We start from the raw sequence: 15,989 nt of genomic DNA on the forward strand, positions 1-15,989 counted from the left end.
ACGTTACAACTCGTCGGGGACGTCGATCTCGCCGTCGATGAGCTCCTCGCGGGTCTCGTCGACCTCGTCGCGGATTTCCTCGGGGACCTCGTCGCCGATGGACTCGCCGTAGACCGCCTCGACGCCGTTGTCCTCGAGGCCGATCTCCTCTACCTCGCCGCCCTCGAACGCGTCGTCGACGACGGTGCCGATCGCGTCGAACACCGCCTCGTCGACGCGTTTGACCATGCTCGCAAGGATGACGTCGGCGTAATCTTCCTGACTCACGGACTGGTCGTCGTCGACGCCGATCGCGAACCGACCCTCGTCCTCAGCCGCCTGGAAGACGCCGATCCCGGTGCGACCGGCAGCGTGGAACACGATATCCGCGCCCGACTCGTACATCGTTCGGGCCGCTTCCTGTCCGGTTGCCGTGTCGTTGAAGTCGCCGACGTAGCTCGAGAACACCTCCGCGTCCGGGTTAGTGTGTTCGACGCCGGCCTCGAAGCCGGCGTGGAACGACTCGATCAGCGGCGACTCCTCGCCGCCGACGAAGCCGACGGCGGACTCGTCGGGGTTCGTCTCGCCGTCGCCGGCCGCGAACTCCTCGTCGGTCAGCAGCCCGGCCAGGGTGCCGACCAGGAACGAGCCCGCTGGTTCGTCGAACAGGTAGCTGCGGACGTTGTCGGCCTCGACGACCGTATCGACGATGATGAAGTCCTGGTCGGGGTACTCCTCGGCGTTGCCCTCGAGGGCCTCCTCCTGGGCGAAACCGATGCAGTTGACAAGGTCGTAGTTGCCCGACTCGGCGAAACTCCGCTGTGCGTCGTCGAACTCCCCGACCGACTCGGGTTCGGCCTCGTCGAAGGAGATACCGTACTCCTCCTCGGCCTGGACGGCCCCCTGCTGTGCCATGTCGTTGAACGAGTCGTCGCCGAGCCCGCCCGTAGCGTAGACCATTCCGACCTCTACGTTCTCGCCGTCCCCCTCGTCGCCGAACCCGCCGACGCAGCCGGCCGCCGCCACGAGGCCGGCTGCGCCTGCACCGCACAAGAACTGTCGCCTGTTGGATACCATGATACTCGATAGTGCACGAGGTCAGGTTAAATGGTGCGGATTCTGCCGGCTAATTGGACGAACATGCATCGAGACAGACAGCAACTAGCTCGATTCGTCACCCGCATCTGACGTCGAGTTCTTCATCACGGCCGCGCTCGAGACCGCGTCACCAGCGTTCGATCACCGCCTCACCGGACCGCTTCGATCGCGTGCTCGATAACCGTCCGTCCCTCCGCGACCAGTTCGTCGACCTCGTCGCTCTCGGCGTAGAGCCGGATGTAGGGCTCCGTCCCGCTCGGACGGACCAGCAGCCACGAGGCGTCCGCGAACTCGAGGCGGACGCCGTAGTTCGTGTCGACGCTCGCCTCGGGAAACGCCTCCGGGAGGGCGGACTCGAGGCGAGCCATCGCGTCGGCCTTGAGTCGGTCGGGGCAGTCGACGCTGACCTTCCGGTAGGGGCGTTCGGTGACCGGCTCCCGTAGCGTAGCGACGCTCCCGGCGTCGGCGACGAGTGCGGCCACAACGCTGGCGCTCGCGACGCCGTCGATCCAGCCGCCGAAGCTCGTGTGGATATGTTTCCAGGGTTCGGCCGCGAAGACGACCTCGGTGTCGTCACTGGCCTGGTCGCGTTCCCGGGCAATCCCTTCGTGGAGCGCCCCCAGACGGACTCGCTCGACGCGGCCGCCGGCCGCCCGAACGCGCTCGTCGATCCGGGCCGAGGCGTTCGGCGTCGTGACGACGACCGGGTCGGCGGCGTCGCTCGTCTCGGTGTAGTGGGCTGCGGCGAGTGCGAGGACAGTATCCTCGTGGACGACTGCCCCGTCGGGCTCGAGGACGACGAGCCGGTCGGCGTCGCCGTCGTGGGCCAGGCCGAGATCGAACGAGCCCTCGGCGAGGAACTCGCTGAACTCGGTCAGCGTCTCGGGGGTCGGTTTGCTGTCCCGGCCGGAGAAGTGGCCGTCGACGTTCGCGTTGACCCCGACGACGTCGGCGCCGAGGTCGTCGAGTACCTGCGGGCTCGCCAGCGCGCCGACGCCGTTCCCGCAGTCGACAGCGATCGAGAGTCCCGCGAGCGGTGACTCGCTGCCGAACTGGGTGCGAACGTAGTCCGCAACGGCGTTGCGGTACTCGCCGAGGACGTCGGCTCGTTCCGACCGTCCCCACTCCTCCCAGGAAGCAAGCCCGGGGTCGGCAGCACCGACCTGCTCGTCGATCAGCGCCTCCGCATCGCTGTCGTACTCGACGCCATCGACAAACAGCTTGATTCCGTTGTCGGTCGGCGGGTTGTGACTCGCGGTGAGCATCACGCCGCGCCGACCTCGAGAGGCGAACGCGAGCGCCGGCGTCGGCAGGCGACCGACGCGACGGACGTCGGCGCCGGCGCTCTCGAGGCCGGCCTCCATCGCCGCGGCCAGCGCCGGTCCCGTCTCCCGCCCGTCCCGACCCACGACGAACGTCGTCCCGGACTCGCCCGCGGCCTGGCCGACCGAGAGCGCGAGCGATGGTGAGACGGTCTCGACTGGGCCGCGGATCCCTGCGGTCCCGAACAGTGTCATGGTGGCCCGTTCCGCGAGGAACTACTTATACTGTCTGTCCTCGAACGGAGCGAGAACTCGAGCGCACCCTCCAGGAGGACGGTTTCGGCGTAGTCTTGAGGTGTTGCTGGTCTACGAGAAAAGACACGGCAGCCCGTCTCGTACGAACCGCTGTCCGTCGTTTTTCGGCACGGCCGAGGGCCGTACTTCGGTTGTGCCTGTAGATCGGGACAGCAATCCGTCTCAGGCGTCGGGCATCTCGTCGATGAGAACGACAGCCTCGCCGTCGACGACCGCCGCGTCGTCGTCCTCGTCGCGGACGACCGTCTCAAGGCGGTACTGGTTGTTGCCGAGGTCCTCGACGATCTCGACGCGGGCGGAGACCCGATCGCCGATGCCGACGGGGCCGGCGAACTCGAGGTCCTGGGAGAGGTAGATCGTCAGCCCGGGAAGCCGGGCCAGCGCGGCGCTGATCAGTCCCGAAACGAGGGTGCCGTGGACGATGCGCTCGCCGAACCGGGTGTCGGCGGCGAACTCGTCGTCGAGGTGGAGGCGGTTCGTGTCGCCGCTGATCTCGGCGAACGCGCGCACGTCGTCGTCGGAGAGTTCCTTCTCGAAGGTGACCTGATCGCCAGGACCGAGTGCCGCCGGATCCTCGACGGTTCGCTCGAAGCTCCAGTCGGCGTCGGCGTACTCGAGGGAGGGGATCGAGGCGTCAGTGTAGTTACCGTTCGATTCCGTCTGGGTCGAATCCATCGCGGCGACGGCGGCGCGGTTGGCCGCGGTCGCACTCCGGAGGACGGATCGGGTCGCGGTGGACCAGGCGTTGGCCAGGGCGCCAAACCCGTTCTCGCCGGCGTTCTGGTGGGACATCTACTCTCGCTATAGGGACGAGCCCGTTATACCTCTTTGGCTGCACAATGCGCGGTTATCCGTGCCGGCGACGGCGTGGTAACGGACGCTTTCGAGTGCCCGAATGCGGGCTCGAGGCGGAAAACCGCACTACGGGGCGATGATGACCACCGAAGTGCGCTCGAAACCATTCAGTGGCACTCAATGGTAGAGATCGGAAACCCTTATTAGGTCGGAGCGCATTGACTGTGTTGATGACGGACGACTCCGACCGATCGCCCTGGTTCCCGCCGACGATGTTCGCCGAGCAGATGCAGAACGCGGGCGAGCAGGTCGCCGAATCCCAACAGGAGATGCTGAAACAGCTGATGGAGGCAAGCTCCGCGAACCCGCTCGAGAACGCCTCGAGCTTCGGTCCGATGAACATGGGAACGGCGACGTTCAAGGCGCGAGTCCAGAGCGGTGGTCGGATCAGTATTCCCGAACCCGAACGGGAAGCCCTCGACATCGAAGAGGGTGATATCGTCCAGACGATCGTCGTTCCCGTCAAACGAAACCGCGAGACAGACCAATGACACAGAACCCATTCACCGCCATGTTTACCGCACAGCGCACCGCCATCGAACAGAGCCAGCAGCTCACCCACGACGCCCTCGAGGCCCAGAAGACGTCCTTCGGCGCCTTCGTCGACGCCGTCGAGTCCTCGAGCTCGGCCGTCGAGACCAACGCCGAGTTCACCAAGAGCGCCGTCGCCGCCTACTTCGACGCCGTCGAGGCGTCGATGCCCGAGGACGGCGTCGACCTCGAGGAGTTCCGCTCGCAGTTCGAGGAGAACGTCGACGCGATGACCGACGCCCAGCAGGAGTCGATTTCGGCCGTCGCCGAGGCTCTCCACGAGTCCGAGGCCGCCTACGACGAGTTCTCCGCCAGCTACGCCGACGTCGTCGACACGAGCTTCGACGCCGTGCTCGAGGCCCACGAGCAGGCCGAGGAGAACGTGTCCGCCGTCACCGAGAACGTCGACTCCGTCGCCGAGGAGTTCGACGTTTCGGCGTAACGACCATAGCCTTTTGTCCATACGATCCAATTTTCCCCTACAATGACAGACACACCGCCACAGGCGCAGAACTGGAACGCGTTCGCCGAACAGTGGAACGAGCAGTTCCTCGAGGCGTTCGAGAACAACGTCGAAGCGCAGGCCCAATTCGTCGAGAGCTGGGCCGAAACCGTCGGCGAGATGAGCGACGACGCCGAACTCTCCGAGGGCGTCGAGGGCTACGCCCGCGCCTACGAGGCCTGGATGAACGCCTCCCAGCAGATGGTCGAGCGAGCGAACGACCAGCTCGAGGGCGAGGACGTCGAACTCGAGGAGTTCCGTGACGTCTGGCTCAACACGGCAAACGAGGCGTTCAAGGAGGTCATGTCGACGACCGCCTTCGCGAAGATGACCGGCGAGACCGTCGGCGACGTGCTCGAACTCCAGCAGGAGGCCGACGAGGCCGCCGAGGAGACGCTGCACTCGCTCGGCTTCCCGACCGAGAGCGACGTCGTCGAGGTCGGCGACCGTCTCGTCGAACTCGAGCGCCGCCAGCACGCCGTCGAGGAGAAACTCGACCGCGTTCTCGAGCACCTCGAGGAGCAATGAAGAATCCGTACGCGACCGCCCTGGAGATGCAACGCCAGGCCTGGGAGGGTGCCGCCGGCCTCGCCGAGAAGAGCCAGGTCGCACCCGACCGAACCGAGACCCTCGAGAACGTCGAGGTCGGTCAGACCCCGAGCGAGGTCGTCTACGAGGAGAACAAGCTCCAGTTGCTCCACTACGAGTCGAAGACCGAGGAGCAACACGACATCCCGATCCTCATCGTCTACGCACTGATCAACAAGCCGTACATCCTCGACCTGCAGCCCGACCGCTCGGTCGTCCAGACGCTGCTCGAGGCCGGCTTCGACGTCTATCTGATCGACTGGGGCGAGCCCTCGAAGCTCGACCGAACGCTTGGGCTCGACGACTACGTCAACCGTTACATCGACAACTGCGTCGACGAGGTCCGTGAGCGCTCGGGTCAGGACGCGATCAACGTACTGGGTTACTGCATGGGCGGGACGATGTCGGCGATGTACGCCGCCCGGCACCCCGAGAAGGTCGAGAACCTCGCGCTGATGGCCGCCGGCCTCTGCTTTGCGGGCGAGGGCGGCGTCCTCGAGCTGTGGGGTAGCGAGGACTACTACGACCCCGAGACGGTCACCGAGACGTTCGACAACGTCCCCGCGGAGTTCCTGGACGTCGGATTCGCGCTGATGGATCCCGTCGCGAACAACGTGACGAAGTACGTCCGGTTCTACGACAACATGGAGGACGCGGACTTCGTCGAGAACTTCGGCCGGATGGAGCGCTGGCTCGACGAGGGGATCGACGTCGCCGGCAAGGCCTACGAGGAGTTCATCCGCGACATCTACCAGGAGAACAAGCTCATCGGAAACGAACTCGAGCTTGGTGGCGAGGAAGTCGACGTCTCGAACATCGACATGCCCGTCCTGCAGATCGTCGCGGAGTACGACCACCTCATCCCGCCAGGAGCCTCGAAACCGTTCAACGAGGCCGTCGCCTCCGACGACACCGAGGTCATGGAGTTCGCGACCGGCCACATCGGGATGTCCGTCTCCTCCCGGAGCCACGCCGAACTCTGGCCCGACGTCTGCGACTGGTTCGAGGCCCGTTCGACGGTCGAGACCGAGGCCGAGCCGGAGACCCCCGAGCCCGACGAGCCCGACGCCGCCCTCGCGGGCGACGTCGAGGGCGACGAGACCGGTCTCGACGAGTTCTCAGAGGAGGCCCTCGAGGAGACCGAGGTCGACGATCTCACCGAGATCGACGGCGTCGGCCAATCCTACGCGAACGACCTCGCCGCGGTCGGCATCACCAGCTTCGAGGAGCTGGCCGACGCCGACGCCGAGGAGCTCGCCGACGAGACCGAAATCGCCGTCGCCCGCCTCGAGGACTGGATCGACCAGGCCGGCGAGCGATAACGTCCGCTGACGTTCCGGCGCAACCGCGCCGCTGCCCTCCCGGCTTCAAGTTGGACACGGCCGTCTTTTATTCACCGTAGTAAGGAGCGAAACCCAACAGGTCGTTATATAACAATCGGTGGTGCAGTGTAGAGTAACGATGTCCATGGAGGGACGTACCTGTATCATCACAGGCTCGGCGCGCGGGATCGGGCGCGGAATCGCGGAACACCTCGGCGAGAAGGGTGCGAACGTCGTCATCAACTACCGGTCGTCGGAGGGGGCCGCCCACGAGGCCGTCGAGGCGATCGAGGATGCCGGCGGACGAGCGATTACGGCCCAGGCCGACGTCTCGATCCCCGAAGAGGTAGAGCACATGCGCGACGTCTGCCACGAGGCGTTCGGGCCGGCCGACGTGCTCGTGAACAACGCCGGGATCACCGCCGACAAGCAGTTCACCGAGATGTCCCGCGCGGAGTGGGACCGAGTGATGGACGTCAATCTCGGCGGGATGTTCAACTGCACCCAGACGTTCTACGACGACATCTGGAACGCAGAGGAGGGACGACTCATCAACATCTCGAGCGTCGTCGGCAAGCAGGGGAACTTCGGGCAGGCCAACTACGCGACCGCGAAAAGCGGGATGTTCGGCTTCACTCGGACGATCGCCCTCGAGTTCGCCCAGGGCGGCTCGACGGCCAACTGCGTCGCGCCCGGCTTTACCCGGACCGACATGGTCGAGAGCGTTCCCGACCACGTCCTCGAGCGGATCATCTCGGGGATCCCCCTCGAGCGGCTGGCGGAGGTGGAGGACATCGCCGCCGTCGTTCGCTTCCTCGCGAGCGAGGAGTCCTCCTACATTACGGGCGAAGTGATCGACGTCAACGGCGGGATGGACCTGTAAACACCGGCTCGCTCGCTTTTTGTCGCCGTCGATGCATCGATCCTCGAGTGGCGCCGCCGTTTACATTTTGTTTACGTTTCCGTTTGCGATTTCGTTTGCGTTTTCGAGCCTGTCTCGAGGCGGACGACGACTGATCGAATCGGGACCGCTCAAAAACGAACGCGACGGCGAACGCGAGCCCGCTCAGTCCGTTCGCTTCTCCTTTGCGAGGACCCGGACGTTCTCGATTCCCGTGTCGGGATACTGCCCCTCGTCGTCCTTCTCGACGGCCTTGACCATGTCCCAAACGACGTTGAGCCCCGTCGTGACGCCCTCGATGGCCTCCATCTCACAGCCCGTCTTTCCGGTGGTCTCGACGGCCACCTCGCACTCGACCCGGTCCTCGCCGAGTTCGAACGCGGTGTCGACGTTCGTGATCGGAATCTGGTGGCACATCGGAATCGTTTCCCAGGTGTGTTTGACGGCCTGGACGGCGCCGATCCGGGCCGTCGCGAGCACGTCGCCCTTGCCGATCTCGTCGTCGCGGATCGCCTCGATCGTCGAGGGCTGCAGGCGAATCTCGCCCGCGGCGACCGCCCGTCGTTCGCTGTCGGGTTTGTCGCCGACGTCGACCATCTGCACCTCGCCCTCGTCGGTGGTGTGCGTGAGCTCCTCGGCGCCGGAATCGTCGCCGCTCCGCGGATCCGGGTTCGTACCCTCGGCGGGGGACGGATCGTCACTCATCGTCACCACCCCACAGCACCGCGGGAAGCTCCCCGAGCAGCTCCGACGCCAGGTAGCCGTGCTCGTGGCGCTCGGCGAGGCGTTCGCCGGCGAGCCCGTTGACCTGTGCACCTGCGGCCGCGGCGTCCATCGGCTCGGCGCCCTCGAGTAACGCGGCGACGATTCCGGCGAGCGTGTCGCCGGTGCCGCCGACCTTCATGCCGACCGTCCCCGATCGACTGACCCGCGTTCGCTCGCCGTCGGTGATCACGTCGTTTTCGCCCTTCGCGAGGACGAGGTGGCCCAGCTCCGCGGCGAAGCTCTCGATCTCGTCGGCCACCGCGGCCAGGTCGTCGGTGTCGGGTCCGCCCATCCGCGCGAGTTCACCCCGGTTCGGCGTACAGACCAGCGTCGCGTCGGTCTCGATCTCCGGGACGACCTCGAGGGCGTCCGCGTCGACGACCGCCGTCCCCGAGTACGACGAGAGGAACCCCCGCGTGGCCTCGAGGGTCTCGTCGTCGGTGCCCAGGCCGGGACCGATGACGACGACGTTGTCGTACTCCTCGGCAGTCTCGAGGAGGTCCTCGGCCACGTCGGGCGTGAGGATCTCGTTCTCGTAGGGCTGGACGATGAGGTCCTCGGCGTACCCCTGAATCTCGCCGGCGACGGACTCGGGCGCGGCGACGAAGGCGAGTTCGGCGCCCGCCCGCAGCGCAGCCTGGGAAGCGAGGGCGGGCGCACCGGTGTAGGGACCGCCACCAATGACGTACGGTCGACCTTCGCGGCCGTCGGGCCGAGCGAGGGAGATGTCGCCGGGGCCGACGTCCCGTTCGGCAGCCGCGGGGATGCCGATGTCGGCGACCGCCAGTTCGGCCTCGAGCTCGGCGAGGCCGGGTTTCGTATCGTGGAAGGTGACGACGCGATCCGCCTCGACGGCGTTGTCGGCGACCTCACCCCCGTCGGCGTCGAACCCCGAGGGGACGTCGACGGCGACGACGGTCGCGTCGGCCGCGTTGATCGCCTCGGCTGCGGTCGCGGCGGGCTCGCGGAGGTCGCCGCTGATCCCTGTCCCGAGCATCGCGTCGACGACGACGTCGCAGTCGGGGAGATCGAATTCGCTCGAGTCCGTCACTTCCTGCGTGTCGTAGCCCGCGTTCTGCAGGGCGGTCCAGTTCTCGCGAGCGATGTCGGTGCCGATTCGGTCGGCGCGTCCGAGCAGGAGCGTGGTGACGTCGTACTTCTCCAGGAACCGAACGGCGACGAACGCGTCCCCGCCGTTGTTCCCGCGTCCGGCGACGACGGCGACGCTCGAGTCCGGCTCCGCGACCTCGCGGACGGCTCGCGCGACCGCGTTCCCGCTCGACTCCATCAGCTGCTTCTGCGAGACGCCAAGCGCTGCGGCGTTCTCGTCGACTGCGGCCATCCGTTCGCCCGTGATCATGGTCCTGGGTTCGAGAGGGTCACCGTTGAAGATTGCGGACGAAACGCTCAATCGGGTCGCGTCCCAACCCCGGCCGTGAACGTCTTCTGGCTCGACGAGGACCCCCGGCTCGCGGCACGGTACCACTGCGACGAGCACGTCAACAAGCTACTGCTCGAGGCCGCGCAGGTACTGTGTACCGCGGCCCGTGAGAACGGCCGGGACGACGAGTTTCTCTACGCGGCGACCCACACCGGCCACCCTGTCACCGAGTGGGCGACGGAGTCGCGGGCGAACTGGCTTCGCCTGCGCGAACACGCCGAGGCGCTCAACGCGGAGTTCGTCGAGCGCTACGAGAAGGACGGCGACCACGCCAGCTGGGAAGTAATCGAGCGGATCGACCCAGACGAGATCGAGTTTTCCACCGAGGAGCCGACGCCGCGCCCGCAGGCGATGCCCGACGAGTACAAACGGCCCGACGACCCCGTCGCGGCCTACCGAGCGTACTACGCGGGCGAGAAGGCCGAGTGGGCCACCTGGGCACACACCGACGAACCGCCGTGGCTCGCCGACCTCCTCGACGAGGTCGACGCCCAGGCCGAGACACCGTAGTCAGTACCGAATCTCGAACCCGTCCTCGCCCTGGGGCTCTCCGTACTCGACTTCGACCTCGTCGACGTCGGCCGCGGAACTGCCCTCCTGACAGAACTCGAGCATCGACTCGACTGCGCTCTCAGGACCCTCGAACGCCGCCTCGACGCGGCCGTCCTCGAGGTTTTTGACCCAGCCGTCGACGCCTTCCTTACGGGCCGTGTCGCGAGTCGTCGCGCGGTAGTAAACGCCCTGTACGTTTCCGGAAACGAAGACGTGTGCGCGGGTTCGATCCGTCATACGCGTGGCGTCGTCGGCGACCGGGAAAAATCCAGCCGTCCGACCCGTCGGCCCTCGACCCGAACCGATACCGAAAGAACCCTCGGGGGACAACGGACTGCAAATGGGTCCCATCGAACGCTTCGAGGAGGAGTACCTCGACGTCTCGACGAGCCGCGCGACGATCCGGGAGCTACTCGAGCTGTTCGTCGGCGCCGTACTGTTCGTCCTCGTCGCCGGCGCGCTGACGTGGTACCTGCTGGGTGCGACGATCGCCACGTACGTCGCCGCGGGACTCGCGATCGTGTTCGCGATTACGATCGTTTCACAGACGTACTGGGCGATTACCGGACGAAACGATTACCGCGAGTGACACTATTCTCGAGTTCGCAGGTGGTGAAAGACGTACGTCTGCGTGTAACCGGCGTACTCGCCGCCGAACCGTTCGCGGAGCGCCCTCGAGGTTTCGTCGTAGGAGCCCCGGTCGCAGTCGGGGTAGTACTCCTCGATCGCGGTCCGAAGCCAGGTGTCGAGCGGCACGGCCTGGTCGAACTCGAGCGAAAAGAGGAGAACGCAGTCCGCGACCTTGTCACCGACGCCGACGAACCGTTTCAGCGACTCGCGGGCGGCCTCGTACGCGAGGTCTCGGGCCTCCTCGGGGTGTGCCTCGCCGTCGGCGACCATCTCCGCGGTGCGAACGACGTACGGCGCGCGATACCCCAGTCCCAGCTCGCGTAACTCATCCTCGGTCGCCGTCGCGAGCCGTTCCGGGGTCGGAAAGGCATGATAGGTCTCGCCGTCGAAGGCGATCGGCTCGCCGTACTCACGGGCCAGCGTCGACACCATTCCGTGGATGCGGCTCACCCGCATCTGGGCCGAGCAGATGAACGAAATTAGGGTGCCAAAGGAGGGGTCGTCGACGAGTCGTAGCCCCCGGTGGGCCTCGTAGGCCTCGTCTAACAGCGGATCGTCTGGTGCGGCTGCGACGATCGCCTCGAGGTCGTCCTCGAGACGCAACAGCCGCCGAACGAGCGGGTCGGCGTCGATCGACGACTCCCACTCGAGGACGCCATCTCGACTCCGGACGCGGACAACGGCGCCGTCGACGACGGTGTAGTACCACTCGTCGGGCGCCGGCTCGCCGCCGTACATCTCGCCGTCGGTACGCCGCCAGAGGTAGGTCTGCCCGCTCTCGAGCGTGCGGTACAGATCGAGTCCGCCGGAGAGCTCCTCGAGTTCGATTTCGCCGGTCTCCATCCGTCGGAGTCTTCGGGAGCGAGGGCTTGGGCCTTTCGGAGCGAAACCGGTCTCGACCGAGACCTGCACGGCGAATCGGCGGCCGGGGCGAACCTTGATACTGTAGGCGACAGTACGTTTTCGTATGCACTGCAGGGTTGTCGTCGAGGCTGCCGTTCCGGTGTTCGACGTCGAGACGGAAGACGAGGCGATCCGTATCGCCATCTCGAAGACCGGCGAGATGTTGAACCCTGACCTGAACTACGTCGAGATCAACATGGGCGAGCGAACCTCCCCAGAGGGAGAGGAGCTCCCACCGGCGTTTATCGCAGCCGACGAGGCGCTGGTGGCACTCGAACTCGAGATGACCGTGTTCAACGTCGAACGCGAGGAACACGCCTCCCGGATCGCCCGCAAGGAGATCGGTCAGCGCCTCGAGAACATCCCGCTCGAGGTACTCGAGGTCGAGACGATCGAGGAGGACGACGACGATGCCGACGACGAGGACTCGGAATCGGAGTCGACGGACTCGAACGAGGAGACGGAGACGGACGAAAGCGACGGCGACGGGAAAACGGACGAGGGCGACGAGGACGACGAGGAGATCCTGCCGGAGTTCGAGGACCTCGTCGAGTAAGCCGGTTTTCGATCGGTTCAGTCCGATTCAGGAGCCCGAACGGAGACGAAACGATAAGAAACGGTCTCACCAGTAGCCGGTAACGATCGAAGGAGACGTCGTGACAACTAGTCTGCAGTGGCGGCGACTGCTTCCTGCTCGTCCTCGCGCATGTTCGTGGTGATTCCGCCCGCAAGCGCAAATACAGCGGCCTTGTGGTCCGTTTTCGACTTGTGGATCGATGTCGGTCGAATACCGCGCGACTCGTACTCCTCGAGGTCGATCTGACAGTTCTCCCACTCCGCACACTGGTTGGATACCTCCGCAAGAAGTCCGTGAAGGTGAATGAGCTCCTGTTTCTTCATAACCATCCATTCCTATCCGCTGCAGGGTTATATTATTATCTTGAGTCTCGTTAGCACGACCCTGGAGCCGAGTTCGGCGCGTATCACGCTCGAGAACGGATTCAACCACCGTAGAACCACCTGGAAACTCCCGGAAGGGACCGACTACAACATCACAATTCGCTCCGTAACCGGATATTTCTGTTCACTCTCGTAGAGGTATTTTGTTGATTATTAAACTTTCATCTATTCGTGAACGTTCTGGCGAGGACGGACGGGAGAATTGAACCGATCGTCGCCGGTTAACCGAGCTGTTTCAACGTCTGAAGGTCACGGTCGGTCCGGGTGAACTCCGCGGTCCGACGGGACGCGTGACAGTTCGGACAGTGGAACATCTCCGCAGGATCTGGGAGCTCGCCGGGGGACACCTGCCAGTCTTTGGCACACTCGGGACACAACAACTGAACGGTCGTTTCGTCCATGACACACCGTTTCACACCGGAGATGAAAAGCTTTGTCGCAGTCGCACTCCGGGTGCGAAATCCGCAGCCGAGAACCTGCTCCCAACGACGACGTCCGTTAGGCTGGGGCCGCCGAGTCGGAGGCCTCGAGCAGCTCCTTGTACCGGTTGCGGATGGTGACCTCGGAGATGCTGGCGACCTCGCTGACGTCGTTCTGGGTGACCTTCTCGTTGGTAAGCAGGGCGGCGGCGTAGACGGCGGCGGCCGCGAGGCCGACCGGCGACTTGCCGCTGTGGACGCCCTCCTGTCGGGCCGACTCGAGCAGATCGCGGGCCATGCGCTCGGTCTCGTCGGAGAGATCGAGGTCGCTGACGAACCGCGGTACGTAGTGTTCGGGGTCGGCGGGCTGGACCTCAAGCCCGAGTTCCCGGATCACGTAGCGGTACGTGCGGGTCAGCTCCATCTTGTCGACGCGGCTGACCGCGGAGATCTCGTCGAGGCTACGGGGGGTGCCGGCCTGACGAGCCGCGGCGTACAGCGCAGCGGTTGCGACGCCCTCGATCGATCGGCCAGGCAGCAGGTCTTCCTCGAGGGCCCGCCGGTAGATGACGCTTGCAGTCTCGCGGACGTTCTCGGGGAGGCCGAGCGCACTGGCCATGCGGTCGATCTCACCGAGGGCCTGCTTGAGGTTGCGCTCCTTGGAGTCGCGGGTGCGGAAGCGCTCGTTCCAGGTGCGAAGACGCTGCATCTTCTGGCGCTGGCGACTCGAGAGCGAGCGGCCGTAGGCGTCCTTGTCCTGCCAGCCGATGTTCGTCGACAGTCCCTGGTCGTGCATCATGTTCGTCGTCGGGGCGCCGACCCGGGACTTCTCGTCCTTCTCGGCAGCGTCGAAGGCGCGCCACTCGGGGCCGCGGTCGATCTCGTCTTCCTCGACGACGAGCCCGCAGTCCTGACATACCGTCTCGGCGTGCTCGGTGTCCGAGATGACCCGGCCACCACACTCCGGACACTGCTCCTTTTCGCCCTGTTCCGCTTGGGTTTCCTCCTCGGTTGTCGTCTCGTCCTCTCGGGTGTAAGTTCGAATGTTGTCTGTCATGGTTGGGATGGTTACTCGGGGCTACCGGGTGGGGATGCCAGAAGAAACCCGGCTGCCTCAGTTAACATATTGTAAGACCGTAACCCATATAAAGATTTCGCCTACGTTATAAACTAACCGGTACTTTTGGTATATACGTTTCGGTTACATAGTGATTGATCGTGTACGTCTCCCGAGCTACTCGACGGTAAACAGATGGCCCTCCGTCGGCACCTCGAAGAGGCCGATCCGAGCGCCCGCATCGAGCCAGGCGTGACCGTACGAGAACGACGCGAGCGCGTTGACGGGGTCGTCCTGCTCGCGGAAGTGGCGACCGTCCTCGAGGTAGGACGCCGCCATCCCGTAACAGTCCTCTGCAGCGTCGGCCATCGGCGTTCCATCCGGCGGCGCGATCGACGCCGCCTCGAGCGCCTCCGCGAGCAGTTCGCCGTACCGATCCGTCTTCTCCTCGAGGTCCGCGGTCATGGTCGGGTCTCGTCGCTCGAGACCGTAAGTGCGTCGCCGAGCGTCGGAAACGGAACGATATGCCTTTCCGAATGGCCAAGAGACGAGTTGGGAATGCGACTTCTCCAAGTGCTCGTTCCCGACGAGAGGCGGAGCGAAGCACTTCGGGTTCTCGACGACGAGGGGCTCGACTACGTTCGAACCAGCGAGTGCAGCGAGGAGGTCGACGCCGAACTGATCACACTGCCGGTTCCGACCCAGGCCGTCGACCACGTGCTGACCTCCCTGCGGGAGGCCGGAATCGAGGACGAGTTCATCGTCGTCTCCGCGATCGAAACCGCCCGCACGCCCCAAATCGAGGAGCTCGAAGAGCGGTTCGTCAACGGCCGCGAGGAGGACGACAGCATCGCCAAAGCGGAGATCCGGTCGAAGGCGTTGAATATGACGCCGGGCCCCGTCACCTACTACGCGATGACCCTACTGAGCGCGATCGTGGCGACCGCAGGCTTGCTGCTCGATTCGCCCGCCGTCGTCGTCGGCTCGATGGTGATCGCGCCACAGATCAGTGCGGCACTGACCGGAACCGTCGGGCTCGTCCTCGACGACCGCCGGATGTTCGTCGACGGGGTGTCGGCGATGGTGATCGGACTGCTCGCGGCGATGCTCGGGGCGTTCGCGTTCGCCTGGTTGGTCCGAACTGGTGGCGTCGTTCCGGGCACTATCGATATCACGGCGATCGAGCAGGTCCAGAACCGAATCTCGCCGGGGCTGCTCGCGCTCGTCGTGGGCGTCTGTGCCGGCGCCGCGGGCGCGTTCGGGCTCGCGACGGCGATTCCGGTCTCACTGGTCGGCGTGATGATCGCCGCTGCGCTCATTCCGGCGGCCGCGGCGGTCGGCATCGGGCTCGCCTGGGGCGATGTCGGCGTTGCGATCGGCGCGTTCGTCCTGGTCGCGATCAACGCCACGTCGATCCTGCTCGCCGGACTCGTCGTCTTCTGGTATCTCGGCTACCGGCCCGACGGGTGGACCCGGGGTAACCTCCGGGCGAACATCACCAGGGACCGACTCGGCACGGTCGCCGTCATGGCCCTCATTAGTATCGTGGTGCTGGCCGGCGCCGGTGTCGTGCTCGGCCAACACGTCGTCTTCGAAAGCGAGGTCAACGACGAAGTTCGGTCGGCACTCGACGACGACGAGTACGAGGAGCTCGAACTGGTCGAACTCGAGACGGAGTTCTACGACGGCGGTGCGATCAGCAACGAGACGGGCGTAACCGTCGCCGTTCGACGCCCCGCCGACGTCCCGTATCCCGACCTCGCGACAACCCTCGAGGACCGCCTCGAAGCAGAGACGGATCACGAGGTGTCCGTTATCCTGGAGTTCATCGAGGGAGCGGCTGCGGACGGGTAGACCGGTTGTACACCGCGAACGGCGCTGGGAACGCAAGGGGTTTAGGTCCAGTTTC

Annotated in this window: 20 protein-coding genes; 9 read left to right on the plus strand and 11 right to left on the minus strand. The window is 65.4% G+C overall.

The features are described 5' to 3' along the window. Positions 1-3 precede the first annotated feature (3 nt). The 3 genes from C491_RS10190 to C491_RS10200 form a co-directional block, all read right to left on the minus strand. Positions 4-1,056 (minus strand): BMP family lipoprotein, encoded by a 1,053-nt coding sequence (locus C491_RS10190; RefSeq protein WP_049891723.1) that lies wholly within the window; start codon positions 1,054-1,056, stop codon positions 4-6. Between the two features lie 170 nt (positions 1,057-1,226). After that, positions 1,227-2,594, minus strand: coding sequence for a phosphohexomutase domain-containing protein (locus C491_RS10195; protein WP_005555864.1), 1,368 nt, complete (start codon positions 2,592-2,594; stop codon positions 1,227-1,229). A gap of 222 nt (positions 2,595-2,816) precedes the next feature. Beyond that, positions 2,817-3,446: a MaoC family dehydratase gene (locus C491_RS10200; RefSeq protein ID WP_005555866.1), complete on the minus strand. Its 630-nt coding sequence runs from the start codon at positions 3,444-3,446 to the stop codon at positions 2,817-2,819. Positions 3,447-3,679: 233 nt separating this feature from the next. Between C491_RS10200 and C491_RS10205 the strand changes: the two genes are divergently transcribed. From C491_RS10205 to C491_RS10225, 5 genes are all read left to right on the plus strand, one after another. Next, positions 3,680-4,000: an AbrB/MazE/SpoVT family DNA-binding domain-containing protein gene (locus tag C491_RS10205; protein WP_005555868.1), complete on the plus strand. Its 321-nt coding sequence runs from the start codon at positions 3,680-3,682 to the stop codon at positions 3,998-4,000. Continuing rightward, on the plus strand, positions 3,997-4,482 hold the full coding sequence (locus tag C491_RS10210; RefSeq protein WP_005555872.1) for a hypothetical protein: 486 nt from the start codon (positions 3,997-3,999) through the stop codon (positions 4,480-4,482). Before C491_RS10205 ends, C491_RS10210 begins: the two co-directional genes overlap by 4 nt. A gap of 42 nt (positions 4,483-4,524) precedes the next feature. Then, positions 4,525-5,070 (plus strand): poly(R)-hydroxyalkanoic acid synthase subunit PhaE, encoded by a 546-nt coding sequence (locus tag C491_RS10215; protein WP_005555874.1) that lies wholly within the window; start codon positions 4,525-4,527, stop codon positions 5,068-5,070. Further along, the gene (gene phaC, locus C491_RS10220) at positions 5,067-6,452 is read left to right on the plus strand and encodes a class III poly(R)-hydroxyalkanoic acid synthase subunit PhaC (protein WP_005555876.1); all 1,386 of its coding nucleotides are present in this window, start codon (positions 5,067-5,069) and stop codon (positions 6,450-6,452) included. The genes C491_RS10215 and phaC overlap by 4 nt, the downstream gene beginning before the upstream one ends. A gap of 139 nt (positions 6,453-6,591) precedes the next feature. Next, the gene (locus tag C491_RS10225; protein ID WP_005555878.1) at positions 6,592-7,335 is read left to right on the plus strand and encodes a beta-ketoacyl-ACP reductase; all 744 of its coding nucleotides are present in this window, start codon (positions 6,592-6,594) and stop codon (positions 7,333-7,335) included. Positions 7,336-7,518: 183 nt separating this feature from the next. Here the strand turns inward: C491_RS10225 and moaC are convergent, their stop codons facing one another. Together moaC and C491_RS10235 are read right to left on the minus strand one after the other, a co-directional pair. Continuing rightward, positions 7,519-8,058, minus strand: coding sequence for a cyclic pyranopterin monophosphate synthase MoaC (moaC, locus tag C491_RS10230; protein ID WP_049891749.1), 540 nt, complete (start codon positions 8,056-8,058; stop codon positions 7,519-7,521). Then, positions 8,051-9,478, minus strand: coding sequence for a bifunctional ADP-dependent NAD(P)H-hydrate dehydratase/NAD(P)H-hydrate epimerase (locus C491_RS10235; RefSeq protein WP_005555881.1), 1,428 nt, complete (start codon positions 9,476-9,478; stop codon positions 8,051-8,053). Before C491_RS10235 ends, moaC begins: the two co-directional genes overlap by 8 nt. Positions 9,479-9,553: 75 nt before the next feature. On the opposite strand from C491_RS10235, the gene C491_RS10240 reads away from it, so the two are divergent. Continuing rightward, on the plus strand, positions 9,554-10,069 hold the full coding sequence (locus tag C491_RS10240; protein ID WP_005555883.1) for a hypothetical protein: 516 nt from the start codon (positions 9,554-9,556) through the stop codon (positions 10,067-10,069). Here the strand turns inward: C491_RS10240 and C491_RS10245 are convergent, their stop codons facing one another. Then, complete coding sequence (locus tag C491_RS10245) at positions 10,070-10,348, minus strand: acylphosphatase (protein ID WP_005555884.1); 279 nt, start codon at positions 10,346-10,348, stop codon at positions 10,070-10,072. Positions 10,349-10,451: 103 nt separating this feature from the next. Between C491_RS10245 and C491_RS10250 the strand changes: the two genes are divergently transcribed. After that, positions 10,452-10,700 carry a hypothetical protein gene (locus C491_RS10250; protein ID WP_005555885.1) on the plus strand — a complete coding sequence of 83 codons (249 nt, stop codon included), beginning with the start codon at positions 10,452-10,454 and terminating at the stop codon, positions 10,698-10,700. Positions 10,701-10,702: 2 nt separating this feature from the next. Here the strand turns inward: C491_RS10250 and C491_RS10255 are convergent, their stop codons facing one another. Then, entirely contained in the window at positions 10,703-11,584 is an 882-nt protein-coding gene (locus tag C491_RS10255) for a DNA-3-methyladenine glycosylase family protein (protein WP_005555886.1), read from the minus strand. 124 nt (positions 11,585-11,708) lie between these two features. Here C491_RS10255 and C491_RS10260 point away from each other — a divergent pair, with 124 nt between their 5' ends. Further along, a complete protein-coding gene (locus C491_RS10260) occupies positions 11,709-12,200 on the plus strand; it encodes a DUF555 domain-containing protein (RefSeq protein WP_005555887.1) in 492 nt (163 codons plus the stop codon). Between the two features lie 107 nt (positions 12,201-12,307). Here the strand turns inward: C491_RS10260 and C491_RS10265 are convergent, their stop codons facing one another. The 4 genes from C491_RS10265 to C491_RS10280 all read right to left on the minus strand — a co-directional run bounded on the left by C491_RS10265 (position 12,308) and on the right by C491_RS10280 (position 14,545). Further along, positions 12,308-12,544, minus strand: a complete 237-nt coding sequence (locus C491_RS10265; protein WP_005555888.1) for a UPF0058 family protein — start codon at positions 12,542-12,544, stop codon at positions 12,308-12,310. Between the two features lie 281 nt (positions 12,545-12,825). After that, positions 12,826-13,005, minus strand: a complete 180-nt coding sequence (locus C491_RS10270) for a DUF7836 family putative zinc-binding protein (RefSeq protein WP_005555889.1) — start codon at positions 13,003-13,005, stop codon at positions 12,826-12,828. Between the two features lie 97 nt (positions 13,006-13,102). After that, positions 13,103-14,080 carry a transcription initiation factor IIB gene (locus C491_RS10275; protein WP_005555890.1) on the minus strand — a complete coding sequence of 326 codons (978 nt, stop codon included), beginning with the start codon at positions 14,078-14,080 and terminating at the stop codon, positions 13,103-13,105. 177 nt (positions 14,081-14,257) lie between these two features. Then, a complete protein-coding gene (locus C491_RS10280) occupies positions 14,258-14,545 on the minus strand; it encodes a DUF357 domain-containing protein (RefSeq protein WP_005555891.1) in 288 nt (95 codons plus the stop codon). A gap of 93 nt (positions 14,546-14,638) precedes the next feature. Between C491_RS10280 and C491_RS10285 the strand changes: the two genes are divergently transcribed. Continuing rightward, positions 14,639-15,934: a TIGR00341 family protein gene (locus C491_RS10285; RefSeq protein ID WP_005555892.1), complete on the plus strand. Its 1,296-nt coding sequence runs from the start codon at positions 14,639-14,641 to the stop codon at positions 15,932-15,934. Positions 15,935-15,989 lie beyond the last annotated feature (55 nt).

The sequence above is a fragment of the Natronococcus amylolyticus DSM 10524 genome (assembly GCF_000337675.1).
Lineage (GTDB): Archaea > Halobacteriota > Halobacteria > Halobacteriales > Natrialbaceae > Natronococcus > Natronococcus amylolyticus.